This window comes from Alkalihalobacterium sp. APHAB7, assembly GCF_048323755.1.
Lineage (GTDB): Bacteria > Bacillota > Bacilli > Bacillales > Bacillaceae_F > Alkalihalobacterium.
On the sequence record NZ_JBLWFS010000003.1, the window covers coordinates 248,375 to 269,022 of the forward strand.

General features: G+C 36.9%; 19 protein-coding genes. All 19 read left to right on the forward strand.

The annotated features are described in order from the left end of the window. The first annotated feature begins 13 nt into the window (after positions 1-13). Positions 14-2,344, forward strand: coding sequence for a DNA translocase FtsK (locus ACNSTQ_RS05285; RefSeq protein ID WP_418198795.1), 2,331 nt, complete (start codon positions 14-16; stop codon positions 2,342-2,344). Positions 2,345-2,368: 24 nt separating this feature from the next. Continuing rightward, a complete protein-coding gene (locus ACNSTQ_RS05290) occupies positions 2,369-3,094 on the forward strand; it encodes a GntR family transcriptional regulator (RefSeq protein WP_418198796.1) in 726 nt (241 codons plus the stop codon). A 47-nt stretch (positions 3,095-3,141) separates the two neighbouring features. Beyond that, the gene (yfmF, locus tag ACNSTQ_RS05295) at positions 3,142-4,431 is read left to right on the forward strand and encodes an EF-P 5-aminopentanol modification-associated protein YfmF (protein ID WP_418198797.1); all 1,290 of its coding nucleotides are present in this window, start codon (positions 3,142-3,144) and stop codon (positions 4,429-4,431) included. Beyond that, positions 4,428-5,729: an EF-P 5-aminopentanol modification-associated protein YfmH gene (gene yfmH / locus ACNSTQ_RS05300; protein WP_418198798.1), complete on the forward strand. Its 1,302-nt coding sequence runs from the start codon at positions 4,428-4,430 to the stop codon at positions 5,727-5,729. The genes yfmF and yfmH overlap by 4 nt, the downstream gene beginning before the upstream one ends. Further along, a complete protein-coding gene (gene ymfI / locus ACNSTQ_RS05305; protein ID WP_418198799.1) occupies positions 5,730-6,455 on the forward strand; it encodes an elongation factor P 5-aminopentanone reductase in 726 nt (241 codons plus the stop codon). Between the two features lie 87 nt (positions 6,456-6,542). After that, positions 6,543-6,794, forward strand: a complete 252-nt coding sequence (locus ACNSTQ_RS05310; protein ID WP_275117531.1) for a DUF3243 domain-containing protein — start codon at positions 6,543-6,545, stop codon at positions 6,792-6,794. Between the two features lie 325 nt (positions 6,795-7,119). Further along, entirely contained in the window at positions 7,120-7,887 is a 768-nt protein-coding gene (locus tag ACNSTQ_RS05315) for a YmfK family protein (RefSeq protein ID WP_418198800.1), read from the forward strand. Between the two features lie 17 nt (positions 7,888-7,904). After that, a complete protein-coding gene (locus tag ACNSTQ_RS05320) occupies positions 7,905-8,786 on the forward strand; it encodes a helix-turn-helix domain-containing protein (RefSeq protein WP_418198801.1) in 882 nt (293 codons plus the stop codon). A 163-nt stretch (positions 8,787-8,949) separates the two neighbouring features. Continuing rightward, positions 8,950-9,444 (forward strand): YajQ family cyclic di-GMP-binding protein, encoded by a 495-nt coding sequence (locus ACNSTQ_RS05325; RefSeq protein ID WP_418198802.1) that lies wholly within the window; start codon positions 8,950-8,952, stop codon positions 9,442-9,444. A gap of 34 nt (positions 9,445-9,478) precedes the next feature. Then, positions 9,479-10,054, forward strand: coding sequence for a CDP-diacylglycerol--glycerol-3-phosphate 3-phosphatidyltransferase (gene pgsA / locus ACNSTQ_RS05330; protein WP_418198803.1), 576 nt, complete (start codon positions 9,479-9,481; stop codon positions 10,052-10,054). Positions 10,055-10,118: 64 nt separating this feature from the next. Then, positions 10,119-11,351 (forward strand): competence/damage-inducible protein A, encoded by a 1,233-nt coding sequence (locus ACNSTQ_RS05335; RefSeq protein ID WP_418198804.1) that lies wholly within the window; start codon positions 10,119-10,121, stop codon positions 11,349-11,351. A 16-nt stretch (positions 11,352-11,367) separates the two neighbouring features. Next, positions 11,368-12,963, forward strand: coding sequence for a DEAD/DEAH box helicase (locus ACNSTQ_RS05340; RefSeq protein ID WP_418198805.1), 1,596 nt, complete (start codon positions 11,368-11,370; stop codon positions 12,961-12,963). A gap of 359 nt (positions 12,964-13,322) precedes the next feature. Next, positions 13,323-14,372 (forward strand): recombinase RecA, encoded by a 1,050-nt coding sequence (gene recA, locus ACNSTQ_RS05345; RefSeq protein WP_418198806.1) that lies wholly within the window; start codon positions 13,323-13,325, stop codon positions 14,370-14,372. Positions 14,373-14,629: 257 nt separating this feature from the next. After that, the gene (locus ACNSTQ_RS05350; RefSeq protein ID WP_418198807.1) at positions 14,630-15,625 is read left to right on the forward strand and encodes a metallophosphoesterase family protein; all 996 of its coding nucleotides are present in this window, start codon (positions 14,630-14,632) and stop codon (positions 15,623-15,625) included. Next, on the forward strand, positions 15,612-17,048 hold the full coding sequence (locus tag ACNSTQ_RS05355; RefSeq protein ID WP_418198808.1) for an AAA family ATPase: 1,437 nt from the start codon (positions 15,612-15,614) through the stop codon (positions 17,046-17,048). The genes ACNSTQ_RS05350 and ACNSTQ_RS05355 overlap by 14 nt, the downstream gene beginning before the upstream one ends. A gap of 16 nt (positions 17,049-17,064) precedes the next feature. After that, entirely contained in the window at positions 17,065-17,319 is a 255-nt protein-coding gene (locus ACNSTQ_RS05360) for a hypothetical protein (protein WP_418198809.1), read from the forward strand. After that, on the forward strand, positions 17,312-17,977 hold the full coding sequence (locus ACNSTQ_RS05365) for an ATP-binding protein (RefSeq protein ID WP_418198810.1): 666 nt from the start codon (positions 17,312-17,314) through the stop codon (positions 17,975-17,977). The genes ACNSTQ_RS05360 and ACNSTQ_RS05365 overlap by 8 nt, the downstream gene beginning before the upstream one ends. A 151-nt stretch (positions 17,978-18,128) precedes the next feature. After that, on the forward strand, positions 18,129-19,694 hold the full coding sequence (gene rny / locus ACNSTQ_RS05370) for a ribonuclease Y (protein ID WP_418198811.1): 1,566 nt from the start codon (positions 18,129-18,131) through the stop codon (positions 19,692-19,694). Positions 19,695-19,815: 121 nt separating this feature from the next. Continuing rightward, positions 19,816-20,610, forward strand: a complete 795-nt coding sequence (locus ACNSTQ_RS05375) for a TIGR00282 family metallophosphoesterase (protein ID WP_418198812.1) — start codon at positions 19,816-19,818, stop codon at positions 20,608-20,610. Positions 20,611-20,648 lie beyond the last annotated feature (38 nt).

Sequence of the window (20,648 nt, forward strand, 5' to 3'; positions counted from 1 at the left end):
GGTGAAATGATTGATGTCTAAGAAAAGAAAAAAGAAAAAAACAGAATGGAAATCACAACTAACGTTTGAGTTGGTTGGACTATCTTTATTTATTTTATCAATAATTACATTTGCCAAATTAGGCAGTGTAGGTGAAGTTATTGTTTATTTATTTCGATTCTTTATTGGAGAATGGCACGTAGTACTAACGATAGCATTATTTTTAACGTCACTGTATATCATTATTAAACGAAGTATACCTTCCTTTTGGACGCGTCGTCTTGCAGGAACTTATTTACTATTGTTTTCTTTTATTTTATTGAGCCATGTCCGTTTATTTGAAGTATTAGCAACAAAGGAAGGTTTTGAAGACCCTTCTGTATTACGAAATACGTGGGAACTATTTTGGATGCAAGTACATCAAACGGCGCCTGTCAGTGATCTGGGTGGAGGAATGATTGGGGCACTTGGATATGCTGCAACTCATTTTCTTTTTGATGCACCGGGAACTTATTTAATCTCTTTTTTTGGCATGATCGTATCCATTTTATTAATTACAAATCAATCTTTATCTGATGTCATTAACCGTGTTCTTACTAAAGCAAAACAGATCTTTGTAGTGATTTTCAGTTTCTTTCATAAGTTAGTTCGTGGTTGGGTGGATGAATTATCAGCTAAACTATCTGAACGAAAAGAAAAACAAAAAGAAAAGAAAGAGCTTGCAGTAGAGGAACCGCCGGAACAAGTGCCTGTACCCACTGAACCAGTTATACATGATTTCACGAGTCAAGCTTATGAAGAAGGAACACCAGATCTTACTTTACCTTTATCAGATGAGAGGACTGAAGGAAAGGAAAATCTGAAGGACAAGGAAACTAAGGATCAAAATGAGCAAATGTCACCTCAGTCTTTAATTATGTCTGAAATTGCGAATGAAGATTATTTATTACCAAGTTTAGAATTACTACATTTACCCAATAATAATGGACAACATATGGAAAAACGCCACATATCTGCAAATGCTAAGAAATTAGAACAAACACTTGAAAGTTTTGGTGTAAAAGCGAAAGTAACAGAAGTTCATCTTGGACCAGCAGTAACGAAATATGAAGTACACCCAAGTGTAGGTGTGAAAGTAAGCAAAATCGTTAATTTAGCTGATGATTTAGCGCTAGCTTTAGCAGCAAAAGATATTCGTATTGAAGCACCAATTCCAGGAAAATCAGCAATAGGAATAGAAGTACCGAACAAAGAAGTTGCTCTTGTTACGTTAAGAGAGGTACTAGACTCACCAAAAAATAGACAAGAAGCACACGCGCTTTCAGTTGCTTTAGGTAGGGATATCTCAGGTGAACCGGTATTAGCCCCACTAAATAAAATGCCTCATTTATTAGTCGCAGGGGCAACAGGAAGCGGAAAGAGTGTATGTATTAACGGAATTATTACAAGCTTACTAATGAAAGCGAAGCCCCATGAAGTTAAACTCATGATGATTGACCCTAAAATGGTTGAGTTAAATGTGTATAATGGCATCCCTCACTTATTGACACCGGTTGTAACTGAACCGAAAAAAGCATCACAAGCGTTGAAGAAAGTCGTAAGTGAAATGGAGCGCAGGTATGACTTATTCTCGCATTCCGGAACGAGGAATATTGAAGGATATAATGATTTAATTAGGAAACAAAATGAAACGGAAGACGCAAAACAGCCATTATTGCCATACATCGTAGTCATTGTTGATGAATTAGCAGATTTAATGATGGTTGCATCTGGGGATGTCGAAGATTCAATTACACGCTTAGCCCAGATGGCGCGTGCTGCAGGTATTCACATGATTATTGCAACACAACGTCCATCCGTTGATGTTATTACTGGAGTAATTAAAGCAAATATTCCTTCAAGGATTGCATTTGGAGTATCCTCTCAAACTGACTCGAGGACAATCCTTGACAGTGGTGGAGCAGAAAAGCTTTTAGGCCGAGGGGACATGCTATACCTTCCAGTAGGGGCTACCAAACCGACACGTGTACAAGGAGCCTTCCTATCCGATGATGAAGTTGAAACGGTAGTTGATTTTGTGATTAGTCAACAACGGGCGCAATACCAAGAAGAAATGACACCTTCCGAAGTGCCAGAAATAGTCGCAGAAGTAGCTGATGAATTATATCAGCCAGCAGTGGAGTTAGTCTTGGAAATGAACACAGCGTCTGTATCCATGCTGCAACGCCGATTTAGGATCGGTTACACAAGAGCAGCTAGACTAATTGATGAGATGGAAGCTAGAGGTATTGTAGGGCCATATGAAGGAAGTAAACCAAGAGAAGTGTTAGTTACAAAATCTACAGAAGAAGCATCAGCACAATAATTGTTGGGTTAAGGAGTGGGGAGAATGATTAAAGCTGATAGTCGACCATTGTATTTACAGGTAATTGATAAAATAAAAGAGGATATAGATCAACAAGTTTTTAAAGAAGGTGAGAAATTACCCTCAGAATTTGAGTTATCCAAGCAATTAGGTGTAAGTAGAGCAACTCTAAGGGAAGCTCTGCGAATACTTGAAGATGAAGGTGTAGTGTTAAGAAGGCATGGTGTTGGTACGTTTGTTCACTCAAAGCCTTTGTTCTCTTCGGGAATTGAGGAGCTATATAGTGTAACAGATATGATTGTTAATGCGAATAAAGAGCCCGGTACCATCTTTTTATCATCTTATGTTGAAGAAGCAACAGAAGATGATCGAGTAAGCTTTGATGAAGATAAAATTGAAAGTTGTGTTGTAATTGAAAGGGTTCGAACAGCGGATGATGAACCCGTAGTGTATTGTCTAGACCGTATTCCAGAGGAGATACTTGGAAAGCATTCTATCCATGAAATTAGTTCCATTTTTAACTTTCTAGAATCGATCGGTCATAGTATCTCATATGCAGTTACAACGATAGCACCTGTTGGATATCATGAAAAAATCTCACCGACCTTAAACTGTGAGCCTGAAACCTCTTTGTTGTTATTGAAACAAATGCATTATGATGAGTCTGATCAACCGATACTATTTTCACTAAATTATTTTAGAGCTGATAAATTCAAGTTTAAAGTAGTAAGAAAACGAATAAAAGCATAACCTATGGCTAAGTAGGAAGTATATTCTAGAAGCAGGGAGTGATTAGAATGAACCAACTGCAGGAAATTCATAGTGAATTGAATGGTATGCATTTACATATGGTAAATACACCAAAGTATAAAACGACGACACTCGTTGTATTATTAAAGGCTCCGTTACACGCTGAAACGGTTACAAAAAGAGCATTAATACCGCATATCCTTCAAAGTGGAACAGCTCAATCACCAACAAGAAAAGAGCTAAGAAATCGCTTAGATGAACTTTATGGTGCTAGTCTTTCTGTCGATGTCCAGAAGAAAGGTGAAGAACACGTCATCGGAATTCGAATGGATATTGCGAATGAAAAATTCTTAAAAGACACTACACCGTTGTTTGAAAATGCAGTTCAATTACTGGCAGAAGTTTTATTGCAACCGATTCAAGAAAATGGTCAGTTTAAATCATCGATTGTAGAAAGTGAAAAGCGCTCTCTTAAACAGCGCATAAAGTCTGTCTATGATGACAAGATGCGCTATGCGAATATGCGAATTACTGAAGAAATGTGTAAAGGTGAACCTTTTGCATTATCGGTACACGGTGATGAAAAACAAATTGAGGGTATCAATGAAAAAGATCTTTTTGCTTACTATCAACAGTTATTAAAAGAAGACAAAATGGACCTGTATATTATCGGTGATATTAATCCAGACGAAGTAAAGGATAAAGTACAACAGTATTTTACGTTACCTGAAGGCCGTACTAATACAGGAGTTGAGGTAGAAACAACTCAAAAAGAAGTAACAGAAGTGAATACTGTATTTGATGAGCAAGATGTGAAACAAGGAAAGCTCCATATGGGTTATCGCACTTATACGACTTATAAAGATGACGGTTACTATGCGCTTCAAGTTTTCAATGGCTTATTTGGAGGATTTTCTCACTCTAAATTATTTATTAATGTTCGTGAAAAAGCGAGCTTAGCTTATTATGCGGCATCACGTTATGAAAGTCATAAAGGAATAATTATGGTCATGTCAGGTATTGAGTTTGAAAACTACGATCAAGCAGTTTCCATTATTAATGAGCAAATGGAGAATATGAGAAAAGGTGAATTTACAGACGCTGAGTTGGATCAAACAAAAGCAATGATTAATAACCAGTTGTTAGAAACGGCGGATACAGCAAGAGGGTATGCTGAACTTCTATATCATAATGTAATAGCTAAACAGGACCGGTCACTTGAAGACTGGATTTCAGGAATTAATACTGTTACGAAAGAAGATGTTGTAGCTATTGCGAATCAAATCAAGTTAGATACCATCTATTTCCTTAAAGGAAAGGAGGGGACGACAGCATGAAAGAAATCCAATTCAATCAACTAAAAGAAACGCTTTACTATGAAAAATTAGATAATGGTCTCGATGTATATGTTCTTCCGAAAAAAGGATTTAACAAAACATATGCTACGTTTACTACAAAATATGGTTCAATTGACAATCATTTTATTCCACTTGGAGCGAAAGAAGCGATTGTCGTTCCAGACGGGATTGCTCATTTTTTAGAGCACAAAATGTTTGAAGATGAACATGGAGATGTATTTCAAGATTTCAGTAAACAAGGTGCACAAGCAAATGCATTTACAAGTTTTACTCGAACGGCTTATTTGTTCTCAAGTACTGCTAATGTAAATCAAAATCTTGAAACACTACTCAACTTTGTTCAACATCCTTATTTTACAGAAGAGAGTGTTGAGAAGGAAAAAGGAATTATCGGCCAAGAAATAAATATGTACGATGATAACCCTGACTGGCGTGTATATTTTGGTGTCATTGAAAATATGTATGAGCATCACCCTGTAAAAATTGATATAGCTGGAACGATTCCTTCAATATCAAAAATAACGAAGGATTTATTATATCAATGTTATGAGACATTCTACCATCCAAGTAATATGTTAATGTTTGTGGTAGGACCTGTGGAGCCGAGTGAAATATTACAATTAATAAAAGAAAATCAACAGAAAAAGACGTTTAAAGAACCTGAACAAATCCAGCGGTTCTTCCCGGCAGAAGGTGAGGAAGTTGCTAAAAAGAAAAATGTTATAACAATGAGTGTTCAAACACCAAAATGTCTTGTTGGTTTTAAGGAAGGTAATCCGACGAAACAAGGTACGGATTTACTTGAACATGAACTAGGTATGAATATTTTATTGGATTTAATGTTTGGTCAAAGTTCATCCAATTATCAAGAGCTTTATGATGCAGGATTAATCGATGATACATTTTCTTTTGACTATTCAGCGGAATATGGATTTGGATTTACAATTCTTGGTGGAGACACAAAGTATCCGGATCAATTAGCTGATAAAATTAAAGAGATGGTTGAAGCATTTATTTCCAGCCCTTTAAATGATTCAGAAGTTGAACGAGCAAAAAAGAAAAAAATAGGGTCATTCTTAAGATCATTAAATTCACCTGAATATATTGCTAATCAATTTACTCGTTATCAATTTAACGATATGAATTTGTTTGATGTTGTTTCAACGTTAGAAAAAATTGATGCAGAAACATTAACAGCCGTCATGAAAGAACATTTTAACATGGATCGATTTACTGTTTGTCAGGTGAAACCTGAAGGGTATACGGAGGAAAATTAATTGAAACAAACTTGCTTAATTACAGGAGCAAGTGGAGACATTGGGGCAGCCATTGCAGAAAAAATGGCTGCTCGTGGTTTTTCTCTTTACTTGCATTATTATAAAAATGAAAAAGGTATTAAAAAGACAGCCAACATCTGCCGTACTTTTGGAGTGAACGTTCAAATAGTTAATGCTGATTTGTCAGAAAAAAACTCAGTGAACCATTTAGTTAATCAAATAACTGAACCGATTGATGTGTTAATACATAATAGTGGATCTTCATATTATGGTTTATTGACGGATATGACAGACAAAGAAATAGAAAAAAGTATTCAACTGCATTTAACTTCACCTATTCAATTAACGAAGGCTTTATTACCTCCAATGATTCGTAAACAAAACGGAGCTATTATCGTTATTTCCTCGATTTGGGGTTTAACAGGAGCGTCCTGTGAGGTCATTTATTCAGCAGTAAAAGGTGGGTTAAATTCTTTTGTAAAGGCTTTAGCAAAAGAATTAGGCCCCACTACTATTCGCGTAAATGCTGTGGCGCCGGGAGCTATCAAAACGAATATGCTCTCATCATTTTCAGAAAAGGAAATGGAGCAGCTTGAAGAGGATATACCGATGGGGAGATTAGGGACACCTGCAGAAGTAGCGAATGCGGTTTCTTTTTTAAGTTCCAATGAGGCAAGTTATATCAATGGTCAAATTTTATCTGTTAATGGCGCTTGGTATTGTTAACTTCTTTTTTTTGACACATTCCTTTTGCATAAATTGCCTTCGTTCATGAAAAACTATGATTGAACTTAATATTAAGGAGGGATTCATGTGTCAGTTTTAGATAATTGGGATCAGTGGAAAGACTTTTTAGGTGATCGTCTCAACCAAGCGCAACAGGAAGGGATGAACCAATCCGTTATCTCTGATGTTGCTTATCAAGTTGGGGAATACTTAGCACAACAAGTTGAGCCTAAAAACGAACAAGAACGTATTTTAGCCGATTTATGGAAGGTAGCAGATGAGCAAGAACAACATGCTATCGCTAATATGATGGTTAAGCTTGTTCAAAACAATCATTAATATAAAAGTGCTGCATTAATGTGCAGCACTTTTTCATTAGGTACTATTTACCAACAAAATAGAAAGTCTTTGAAAAAATACGAAAAAAAAATATATAATATTTTGTTACGGTGTGAAAAACTATGAGACCAATAGAAATCACTTGTTTATTCAACAACTAATAGCGTAAAATAATAGTACATAGGTTAAATTGGCAAATGTTTCTTTTCAATGAATAGAAAATTTAGTCGAACTATTCTTAAATATTGATCGATTTTTTTATAAATACAAGTAGTATAGATATTAATCGATACTAAGCAACGGATATGAAGGAGGGGGGACTGAAATGAAAGAGTGGTATTTAGAATATCAAATACATAAAAATCGTCCAGGTTTGTTAGGTGATATTGCATCATTGCTGGGAATGTTATCTATAAACATTGTCACGATTAATGGAGTTGAAGATAAGCGACGGGGGATGCTTATTCGTAGTACATGTGATGATCAAATTGAAAGGTTTCATTCCATTCTTAATACAATAGACAATATTACCGTGATCAAACTCCGTGAACCACATTTACGCGACCGAATGGCTATTCGGCATGGGCGTTATATTGAACGTGATGCAGATGATAAAAAGACATTTCGCTTTGTTCGAAATGAATTAGGTTTGCTCGTTGACTTTATGGCTGAGTTAATGAAAAAGAACGAGCATTCATTAATTGGGATCCGTGGTATGCCGCGTGTCGGGAAGACAGAGTCTGTTGTAGCTGCAAGTGTTTGTGCAAATAAACGCTGGTCATTCATCTCATCGACTTTACTTAGACAAACCGTTAGAAGTCAGTTAGCAGAAGATGAATTAGGCGAAAATCAAATTTATATTATAGATGGAATTGTCTCTACTATGAGAGCTACAGAAAAACACAGAATTTTAGTCAATGATGTAATGAGGCTGCCAGCCGTCAAAGTCATTGAGCATCCCGATATTTTTGTGAGAGAGACAGAATTTACGTTAGATGATTTTGATACAATTATTGAGTTGCGAAATGATGAAACAGAGGAGATTTCTTATGATGTCGTCGAATCTGGTTTTTCATCTTTCGATATTAGTTAAGTTGGTAGGTGTTTTCATTGTCTGAATTAGGCCAAAGATTAAGAGAAGCAAGAGAACAAAAACAAATTAACCTAGATGATTTACAGAAGACAACGAAGATTCAAAAACGCTATCTTCTCGCTATTGAAGAAGGTAATTTTGATGCGCTGCCAGGTAAATTTTATGCTCGTGCCTTTGTTAAAAACTACGCAGAAGCAGTCGGATTAGACTCAGAACAAATTTTTCAAGAATTTGGCAATGAACTACCTAATCCGCACAAAGAAGGATCTGAATTACCTTCAAGGCGTAGCGCCCGAGCCCAAAAAACACCAACTGCGCCTAAGAAGAAATCAAAAGGGTATTCCATTTTCCCAGCGTTAGTTGCTGGACTCCTTATTATTGTTGTATTTGCAGGCATATGGGTGTTTGCACAATATAATTCACAAGATAGTGCTGAAGGGGTTGTTCCAGAGGAACAAGATGATAGGTTCGAAGGAGAGATTAGTGAAGAAATCCCAACGGTTCCTGATGAAGAAGAGGAAGAAGTAGCAACAGTGGAAGAAGAAACCGCCGCTGATGAAGAAGAGGTTGAAGAACAAACACAAGTACTTTCACAAACTGAGGTTTCAGGAAATCATAGCTATTATACGTTAGATGGTACTGATACATTTGAAGTTAAGCTTTTGGCTACCGGGCGAAGTTATGTTGGGATCGCAAATGCGAAAGGAAATTCCTTCTTTGCTGCTGAAGTAAAAGATGGCGATGAGTTAGATTATGACTTTAGTGCTGAAGAGGAAATTACATTCAACCTGGGCGCTTCTAATAATGTTCAATTACTCATAAACGGAGAGCCTTTTGAACTTCCACTAGAAGCTGTTCACCAAAAGGTAACGATTACTTTTGCGCTAGCAAACGAATAGGACATTAGCGAAGAGGGATTGCTTACTCTTCGCTTTCTTCTGGTTAATTCTGAAGAATATAACAATGTTAACAACAATTTCTCAATTTGGTACAACCTATGATACAATAAGAGTTAAGTTGGCGTGAGAGTATACTTTTCGAAGGTAGAAAGGATGTTTCATTATGGCTAAAGAGCACTCTTTTGATATTGTTTCTGAAATAGATATACAAGAAGTAGATAATGCAATACAACAAGCATTAAAAGAAATTCAAACACGTTATGACTTTAAAGGTTCGAAAAGCTCAATCGAACGTAAAGAAAGTGATAAAATAACGTTAATTTCGGATGATGAATACAAATTAGAAAGTGTTATTGATGTTTTAAAAGGAAAATTCATTAAACGTGGTCTTTCGCAAAAGTCTATGGATTTCGGAAAGATTGAAAAAGCTTCAGGTGGAACGGTTCGCCAAGTGATTACACTAGTGTCTGGAATCAGTTCTGAACGTGCAAAGGATGTTACAAAATTAATTAGAGACTCTAAGTTAAAGGTAAAAGCACAAATCCAAAATGAGCAAATTCGAGTGACTGCTAAAAGCATAGATGATTTACAGGAGGTCATTCAATTAGTAAAGTCTAAAGATTTGGAGTTCCCTGTGCAATTCGTCAATATGCGCTAAATTATATGAAAAGCTTAAGTTAGGGAGGATCACTGTGAACGTACCAAATCAAATTACAATATCAAGAATTTGTCTCATCCCCATTTTTATGATCTTTTTAATCGTCCCAATGGAATTTGGAAATTTATCATTACTTGGTACAGTTGTCCCAGTTTCACACTTTATCGCGGCAATCATTTTTATTATTGCAGCAGCTACAGATTGGTTAGATGGTTATTACGCTAGAAAATATAAGCTTGTTACAAATTTAGGTAAATTTTTAGATCCGTTAGCAGATAAATTGTTAATTACAGCAGCACTGATTTCGTTGGTTGAATTGCAGATGGCTCCTGCATGGATGGTCATTGTTATTTTAAGCCGTGAATTTGCTGTAACTGGTGTTAGGCTCGTCGCAGCAGCCGACGGTTCAGTAATAGCTGCGAGTCCATTAGGAAAAATTAAAACAGTCTTTCAAATTATTGCAATCTCTGCATTAATGTTACATAACTTTCCGTTTGAACCAATAGGGTTCCCATTTGCTATGTTAATGTTATGGGTTGCAACTATTTTAACTATTGTCTCAGGGATCGATTATTTTATGAAAAATAAACATATTTTCTTGAAGGCTTAACTTAGAACTTAGCATGTATGACAACTATTATGACAACTATATCTATTCGAACTGAGGTGCATGAATGAACAGCGAAATAATTGCTGTAGGTTCGGAGCTCTTACTCGGACAAATCGCAAATACAAATGGTCAATTTCTATCGCAGCGATTAGCTCCTTTAGGGATTAACGTTTATTATCATACTGTGGTAGGAGATAATAAGTTGCGTTTGCAAGAAGCCATCATTCAAGCAAAAAAAAGAGCTAACCTAATTATCATTACAGGGGGATTAGGTCCTACAAAGGATGATTTAACAAAGGAAGCGGTTGCAGAACTGTTAGATCGTGAATTAGTCTATCATCAACCGTCATTACAGCAGATTGAATTATATTTTCAAAATAGTAAGAGGACCATGACTGAGAATAACAAAAAGCAAGCTTTAGTAATTGACGGAGCAACAGTCCTTAACAATGATCATGGTATGGCCCCAGGAATGGCCGCCTTTGAAGACGGTGTCTATTATATGTTGTTGCCTGGACCGCCAAAAGAATTAAAACCGATGTTTACTACATATGGAGAAAGTTATTTACTGGCTAATTCAAACGAACAATCCGTTATTCACTCTAGAGTTCTTCGTTTTTTTGGAATCGGGGAGGCAAAATTAGAAGAAGTTTTACTAGATTTAATTGAATCTCAAAGTAACCCTACCATTGCACCGTTAGCAGCTGAAGGTGAAGTAAAACTGCGTTTAACTGCTAAACATGAAGATCAAACAAAAGCTGTTCATTTATTAGATGAATTAGAAGCTAAAATTCAAGCTAGAGTGGGTAAGTATTTGTATGGTTATGGTGATACATCTCTTATGCAAGAGGTGGTAAATACTTTACGAGCAAAGAATTATAAAATAGCATCGGCTGAAAGTATAACGGGTGGATTGTTCAGTCGGCAACTTACAGATTATTCGGGGATATCTGAAGTCTTTTCGAGTGGAATTGTAAGTTATTCTTCGGAAATGAAGGAAAAAATCCTCTCAGTGTCTAAAAATACATTAGCAAAGTATGGTGCGGTCAGTAGTGAATGTGCAATTGAAATGGCGCAAGGTGTTAAGAAGTTATGTGAAGCTGATATAGGAATTAGTTTTACAGGTGTAGCAGGGCCAAATCGACACGAGGGTAAGGATGTTGGTACTGTTTTTATTGGTGTTGCTCTACCAAACGGGGAGTTCAAATCATTTGAATTAAACCTGTCCGGAACTCGCGGGCAAATAAGAGAAAGAACTGTAAAATATGGCTGCTATTACTTGCTGAAAGAATTATAAAGGTGGAATTATAGAAATGAGTTATTTCAAAGATTTTAATATTACAGAACAAGTGAAAAAAGCAATTTATGATATGGGTTTTGAAGAGCCATCTCCAATTCAAGAAAAAGCGATCCCTGTCATTTTATCGGGTGACGATGTCATTGGACAAGCGCAAACAGGAACTGGTAAGACAGCTGCTTTTGGTATTCCAGTGGTTGATAAAGTAACAGAAGACAACCATGTTCAAGCGCTGATCTTAACGCCAACACGTGAATTAGCTATTCAAGTTTCAGGAGAGTTGCAAAAGTTAACGAAGTACAAAAAAATTCGTACATTGCCAATTTACGGTGGTCAATCGATTTCCCATCAAATTAGAGCATTAAAACAAGGAGTTCAGGTTGTAATTGGTACACCAGGACGACTTACAGACCATATTAGAAGACAAACACTGAACTTGGATAAAGTACATACCGTAGTACTAGATGAAGCTGATGAGATGCTAGATATGGGGTTTATTGAAGATATTGAAGCCATTTTAAAACAAGTCAACCGAGAGCGCCAAACGCTTTTATTTTCAGCGACTATGCCCCCTCCAATTAAGAAGCTGTCATATAAGTACATGAAAAAGCCACAGCTTGTTGCAATTAGTAAGGGTGAAGTGACAGCTCCTTCAATTAACCAAGTATACTATAAAGTGCTAGAACGTAATAAATTAGATTCGTTGTGCCGAATTATTGATAGTGAAGAAATTGATCTTGGGATCATCTTCTGTCGAACAAAAAAAGGTGTATCTGAGCTAACGGAAGCGCTACAAGCTAGAGGATATATTGCTGATGGCTTACATGGAGACTTAACTCAATCACAACGTGACAATGTAATGAAAAAGTTCCGCGATTCAACCATTGAATTTTTAATTGCAACTGATGTAGCTGCTCGTGGAATTGATGTTGACAATGTTACCCATGTTATTAACTACGATATTCCGCAAGACCCTGAGAGTTATGTACATCGTATTGGTAGAACTGGTCGTGCAGGAAGAAAAGGATTAGCGTTAACTTTAGTTACTCCTCGTGAAATGAAACATCTGCGTTCGATCGAAGATGAGATTAAGATGCCAATTCCATCTGAAAATGTACCAACATTTGCTGAAGTCATCGAGAAACAGCAAGAGACGTGGAAGAAGCAAATAGAAACAGCTATGAATGATGATAAAGATAGTGAATGGTTTGCTCCGTTAGTCCATGATCTCCTTAACACGTATCCAGCAGAAAAGATCGTCACAGCTTTACTGAAACGAAACTTCCTTAGTGATAATACGCTCGATGATGATGGCTATAACTTCGGTGAAACAGGTGGAGCTAAAGGTATGGTTCGCTTCTTTATTAATGTTGGAAAAAACGTAAATATGAGTCCAAAAATTTTAATTGAAGAGATTTCTGAACTCGTCGGTATTCCTGGAAAAGCTGTAGGGCGTATCGATATCTTTGATAAATTCACATTCGTTGAAGTTCCTGAAGAAGTGGCCCCGTTTGTTTATGAAGCTCTTCGCTATTCACGAATAAATGGAGCTAGAGTTAATTTAGAACCTGCCAAACCACGCCCAAAACGTGAAAAACGACCATTAAAGTGATAATATAGAAATGTAATAGTAGTGTCTGTGCACCTCACGTTTATGATAGCGTGTAGATGATCGGTGAAGCACCGATCATCGTTCAGGTGCGTGACACTTCTTAATTACGCTATCCTCTCTCCAGAGTAATCCCTTCTCCTTTGAAATTTCCATTTGTAAATATCTTATAAAGAAACGAATAAATGTTCGTAAAATCTATTGGCAAAACCTAAAAAAAAAGTTATCATAGGTAAAGACATATGAGATATGTTACACGTACTACTGCTTCTTTGTGTTTCTTTGCGACCGATATGTACGTATTAAAATTAAGACCTATAATTTGTAGAAAAATATTTTCATATATTTGAGGAGATGACGTAATGAGTGATAGAAAAGCCGCATTAGAGATGGCGTTAAGACAAATTGAAAAGCAATTTGGTAAAGGTTCTATTATGAAGATGGGGGAGCAAACTGAAACGCGGGTATCAACGGTTTCAAGTGGTGCACTAGCATTAGATATCGCACTTGGTGTAGGTGGATATCCTCGTGGAAGAATTATTGAAGTGTACGGCCCTGAATCATCTGGTAAAACAACGGTTGCATTACATGCAATTGCTGAAGTACAGCGTCAAGGTGGACAAGCAGCTTTTATTGATGCTGAACATGCACTTGATCCTGTATATGCTAAAAAGTTAGGCGTAAATATTGATGAATTATTACTTTCACAACCAGATACAGGAGAGCAAGCATTAGAAATAGCGGAAGCACTAGTTCGAAGTGGCGCTGTTGATATCATTGTTATTGATAGTGTTGCAGCCCTTGTACCAAAGGCTGAGATTGAAGGAGAAATGGGGGACAGCCACGTTGGTTTACAAGCAAGACTTATGTCTCAAGCTCTTCGTAAGTTAGGTGGAGCGATCAATAAATCGAAGACACTTGCCATCTTTATTAACCAAATTCGTGAAAAAGTTGGTGTTATGTTCGGGAACCCAGAGACAACCCCTGGTGGACGCGCATTAAAGTTCTATTCGTCTGTTCGTTTAGAGGTTAGACGTGCTGAAACTTTGAAGCAAGGTAACGACATGGTCGGTAATAAGACGAAAATTAAAGTTGTTAAAAATAAAGTAGCTCCTCCATTCAAAGTAGCGGAAGTAGATATTATGTATGGTGAAGGAATTTCAAGAGAAGGTTCTATTCTAGATATTGGGGCAGAGTTAGATATTGTGCAAAAGAGTGGAGCATGGTACTCATTTAATGAAGAACGACTAGGCCAAGGTCGTGAAAATGCAAAGCAATTCTTAAAAGAGAATATAGACTTGACAGCTGAAATTGAACAATTAATTCGAGCGCACTATGGACTTGATGGTGAGATTACTGTTGAGGCACCTAGTGAGAATGAACTCGAAGACTTACCGTTAGATTTAAAATAACTGAAAAAAAAGAAATGGTGCAGGAATACGCCTAATAAAATCACTCTTTTATTAGGCGTATTCAGCATCGAGTAAAAGAATTAATCAAACATTTAGGTAGAGGATAACTCAAAGCTAAGTGTCAGGCACTTCAACTGGTAAATATAGTTGCTTTACACTAATAGGCAATTATATTTTTACTGGAATAGTGCGGACACTAATGGGTTATCCTCTTATTTTGTTTAAGTACTAATTAAAGAAGGGAAGGGGTAAACCAATTGAAGTTTTTATACTTTACTGATACTCATATTCGTGGAACTACGCCAAAAAATCGTTTAGATTCTTTTGTAGATACGTTAAAGATGAAGCTTGTTGAGATTATGGAAATAAGTAATCGAGAACAGGTGGATGTCTTGCTTCATGGCGGGGATGTCTTCGATCGACCAGATTTATCACCAAATGTTGTTGGGCAATTTGCACAAATTTTCCGCCAAGCTAACGCTCCGATATATGCGATTTCTGGAAATCACGATACGTATGGACATAACCCGGAAACGATATCAAGAACGATGCTTGGATTGTTACACGCGTTTGGTATCATAACAGTGATTTCCCCTGATGAGCCTTTAGTGCTCGAAAAAAACGGTGTGAAAGTTCAAATTTCTGGCCAACCTTATCACTATGATATTGATCAGCGAGACGCAAAGCTTGATTATTATCCTGATAATCAATCAGGAGCCAATGTACTGATCCATCTTGTTCACAGTATGCTCGTAGAAAAAGCACTTCCGGATGGAATCCCCTATACGATGATCGATCATATTTGGGGAACAACGGCAGACATTATTCTTACGGGGCATTTTCATGGTGGTTTTGGAATTAAAGAAAAAAATGGGAAATATATTTGCAACCCTGGGGCAATTGCTCGAGTAAATAACCACTGGTCTGAAATGAACCGTACTCCAAAAATAATTATTGGGACAATATCTCAAGATAATATAAAACTTACTGAAATTCCTCTTGAGTGTGCCTTAAAAGGTGAGGAAGTATTAGATCGTAGTTTCTTAGAAAAGGCCGTTCATCAAGAAGCAAAGTTAAACTCATTTATTCAACAAGTGAAAGAACAATCTGATTTTCAAACGGTCAATATGAAACAGATTATTACGCAGATTGCTTCAATGTCAAACGTAGATGATAAGGTAAAGACAGAAGCATTAAGAAGAATTGAAGTGATTGAAGAATTATGGAAAGGTGGAGACCATGAATTGGATTAAAGAAGTTCGTTTAGAAAACTTTCAGTCCCACCTTGATACAAGTATTGAATTTTCAAAAGGACTTAATGTGATTGTCGGTCAATCGGATAGTGGAAAGACAGCTATTTTGCGTGGTATCCGGTGGGTATTGTTTAATCAACCAAGAGGAACTGACTTTATGAGAGTTAGTGGTGATTTTGTTCGGGTAACTCTAACGTTTGCCAATGAAGCTAGTATTATAAGAGAAAGAACGAGCTCGAAAAACCGTTACATTATAAAAGAAATTGGAAAAGAAGATCTCGTATTAGAAGGGTTTGGTATACACGTTCCCCAAGAAGTCCTTGATGCTCATCAAATCTATCCATTAAGAATTGATCGGGATATGGAATTATTACTGAATGTTTCTCAACAATTAGACGGGCCGTTTTTACTCGAACAGACAGCTTCAGTAAGAGCAAAGACGATCGGTAGAATTAGTGGTGCACATTATATTGATATGGCAGTAAGAGATACTACAAAAGATGTTGCAAAGCTTCACCAACAGACGAAGCACGTAGAAACGGAAGTCGATATACTGAAGGAGAAAATAGAACCCTATCACTTTTTAGATCATGCGAGGACAGTGCTTGACCAGTCTGAGCAAAAGTACAGGGAGCTTAAACAAAAAAATGAAAAACTTACCAAATTAGAAAATCTCCAGAGGAGCTTGCGAGATTTATCAATAGGTGAAGAAACTGTAAAGAAACATCTTTCTATTCTTAAAGGGATAGATGAATGGGAACGGTTCCTAGAAAGGCTACAATTTATTAACGAAAAGAAGCGCTCGTTCCAAATGAAACAAAGTCAAATAGCTGAAATTAATAAAACGATGGACACGTGTGAACTTTGGATTCAGAAAACAAATGGTGTAGATGTTGCCAACCACAATGTGACAGCTATCATACAAAAATATAATCGCTTAAAACAACTTAATCAGTTGAAGGAAACATCTAAGCGTTTAAAAAGTAGTTTACTAGATGTGCAAACGACCATTAGTAAAACAGCTTTCGCAACTCTTTCCGAAGAGCAAAAAGTACAGAGGTTACTCCAAAAAGTAAAAAAAGCAAACGAGCTCAAACGTGTTGAGCAAAACTATAAATCGATGAACCAACAAGCGAATACTATGAAACGAACAATTGAGCGCTTAGAAGAAACAACTTCAAGTGTGGAAAAATATAACGAATTACAATCTAGTATTCAACGACTGGAATCTTATAAACTTTTATTAGAAAAGCTCCAAGATGTAAACAAACGCCTAAAAGATGGTGCAACTTTTATTACAGAGAAAAAGCAGGAAGAGGTACAGTTACGAACAAATTATGAGAAACGATTACTAGATAAAGGGGAATGCCCTACTTGTGGCGGGCAATTAAATCGTTCAACAATTAAACAATTATTATCATGACGGCGGGGTGAAAAAGGTGAAACATGTTGAACATGAACTGACAAAGATCAAAGAAGCAATAGATAAAGCAAAAGATATGCGATATAGAGCTGAGGCAAAATTAGAAGAACTAGAAAATCAACAAAAACGATTATTAAATGAGTTAGAAGAGCTTGGTGTCAAGCCGGAAAATTTAGAAGAAGAAATAAAAAGGCTTGAAGAGGAAATCGAAAGAGGATTAGCAGAAACGAAAGCCATGATCCCAAGGGAATTGATGGGAAAAAATGAGTAAATTCCAAAAAGCATTTAACGAATTAGAGCAGGATTTACACCAGTCTCAAAATGAGTGGGTTCGTCTTGATGCTGAGCGTAAATTATTAACCGTGCAATTAGAAGAGAAATTAAATGCATTGGACCAGTTTTATGAAACAAAAGATACGTATGAAAAAGCAAGAGTATTATTACAACAATCTGCAGAATATGCTCGGGAACAGGCCAAGCAGCAAATTGAAAGTTTAGTAACGAATGCATTACAGTTTATTTTTGGCCCCCTCTTTGAATTTCAAATTGAAATAGAAGAACAAGGCAATAAGCCTGTTGCCGAATTTTACGTCGTTTCTGATTATGAGGGAATTAAAGTTAAAACAAAGCCACAAGAGGCACGTGGCGGTGGTGTAGTAGATATTGTTACATTAGCATTACGAGTCGCTCTCATTGAAACGACACAACCAAAAATGGATGGCCCGATCCTTCTAGACGAGCCAGGTAAGCATGTTTCAGGGGATTATGTTTTGTACCTTTATGAATTTCTTAAATCGATTAGCACGATGTTTAATCGACAAATTATTATGATTACTCACAACCAACATTTGGCACAGTCTGGTGACCGAGCTTATTATGTAGATATTCGTGATGGTATTAGTGAAGTTAATCGAACTGACAATGCTTGACAACAAAATTATCCAACTATACAATTAAGGAGAATACGGCATTTTAAATGTCATGTTTCCTTCATGAGGTGTGTAAGTTAACGCACGATAATTAACGAATGATAATATGACTTTTGGAACCAACAATTAGATAGCAAGAGGAGGTGACTACATGGATAACGTCTTAATCATCTCCATTTTGCTTGTTGTCTCTGCAGGTGTTGGTGCAGTTGTTGGATATCTTGTTAGAAAATCCATTGCTGAAGCGAAAATTTCTAGTGCGGAACATGCAGCTAAACAGATTGTTGAAGATGGTAAACGAGAAGCTGAAGCTAGTAAGAAGGAAGCTGTTCTTGAAGCTAAGGACGAGGTTCATAAACTTCGCATTGAAGCTGAGCGTGAGATTCGTGAACGTAGAAATGAGATTCAAAAACAAGAGAATCGTTTGGTTCAAAAAGAAGAGATCCTTGACCGTAAAAGTGAAACTCTAGATAAGAAAGAGGAATCATTAGAAAAGAGAGAGGAGTCTCTCGCCAAAAAACAACGACATATTGAAGAGATGGATAGCAAAGTGGAGGAAATCTTGAATAAGCAGAAAACTGAGCTCGAACGGATTTCTGGACTATCTCGAGATGAAGCGAAAGAAGCTATTCGACGTGAAGTTGAGCAGGACCTTACTCATGAAATGGCAGTGTTAGTCAAAGATCGATTAACACAAGCGAAAGAAGAAGCTGATAAGAAAGCCAGGGAAATTCTATCGTTAGCTATTCAAAGGTGCTCAGCAGACCATGTTGCAGAAACAACGGTTTCTGTTGTAAGTCTTCCTAATGATGAAATGAAAGGTCGCATCATTGGAAGGGAAGGTCGTAACATTCGCGCTTTAGAGACGCTTACAGGAATTGATTTAATTATTGATGATACTCCTGAGGCAGTAATCTTATCAGGCTTTGATCCAATTCGAAGAGAAATAGCTCGTACAGCTCTAGAGAAGCTTGTTCAAGATGGACGAATTCATCCAGCTCGTATTGAAGAAATGGTAGATAAATCTCGTCGAGAGGTTGATGAAACGATCCGTGAATACGGCGAACAAGCAACCTTTGAAATGGGAATTCATGGCTTACATCCAGACCTTATTAAAATATTAGGTCGATTAAAGTTTAGAACCAGTTATGGTCAAAACGTCTTGAAGCACTCTATGGAAGTAGCTTACTTGGCTGGACTAATGGCTGCTGAACTTGGTGAAGATGTTCAACTTGCTCGTCGTGCTGGCTTACTCCATGATATTGGAAAAGCAATTGATCACGAAGTGGAAGGAAGCCACGTTGAAATTGGTGTAGAGCTTGCTACGAAATACAAGGAACATCCAGTTGTAATTAATAGTATTGCATCACACCATGGTGATACCGAACCAACTTCAATTATAGCGACACTCGTAGCTGCTGCTGATGCGTTAAGTGCAGCACGACCTGGTGCTAGACGAGAAACTCTAGAAACGTATATACGTCGATTAGAGAAACTTGAAGAGATATCCGAGTCTTTTGAAGGTGTTGAAAAGACTTATGCAATTCAAGCTGGACGAGAAGTTAGAATTATGGTAAAACCTGATATTGTTGATGATGCACAAGCCTATAAGTTGGCTCGTGATATTACGAAAAAAATTGAAGAAGATCTCGATTACCCAGGTCATATTCGTGTTACCGTAATACGTGAAACTAGGGCAGTTGAGTATGCAAAATAAAGTGGTGAAAACCACTTTATTTTTTTTCAAAGAAATAACCAAATAACTTGTAATAGGTAACTATTTATATATATCATTGTACATATACATTGTAAGTAAGTTTGTAGAAAAGAGGCACAAAATGAAAATATTATTTGTTGGAGATGTAGTAGGTTCTCCAGGTAGAGAAATGGTCAAAGAGTACTTACCAAAATTGAAAAAAAAATACCGGCCCCAAATATCGATTGTAAACGGTGAAAATGCAGCAGGTGGAAAAGGTATTACCCAGAAAATATATAAAGGTTTTCTGGATGCTGGTGCTCAAGCAGTGACATTAGGTAACCACTCATGGGATAATCGGGAAATTTTTGAATTTATTGATGACGCAAAAACGTTAGTACGTCCTGCCAATTATCCAGAAGGAACACCAGGTCAAGGATATACAATCGTTAAGATTAATAGCATTGAAGTCGTAGTAATTAACTTAATGGGAAGAACATTTCTTCCGCCAAACGACTGCCCTTTCCGTAAAGTAGACGAGATTTTAGAGCTAGTAAAAGATAGAACGCCGTATATATTTGTTGATTTTCATGCAGAAGCAACGAGTGAGAAACAAGCAATGGGTTGGTACTTAGATGGTAGAGTAACAGCTGTTGTCGGAACGCACACGCATGTACAAACGGCGGACCAACGTGTATTACCAAAGGGTACTGCTTACATAACAGATGTTGGTATGACTGGTCCATATGACGGTATATTAGGGATGGACCGATCAGCCGTCTTAAACAAATTCTTGACTAATTTACCTGTGAGATTTGAAGTTGCTGATGGTAGAGAACAATTAAATGCTGTCGTAATTATTGTCGATGAAAAAAGTGGTCGAGCAAAATCGATCGAACGTGTACTAATTAACCAGGATTCTCCATTCTTCGAATAATAACTGAGAGAATATTTTGAAAACACCTCCTTAATAGC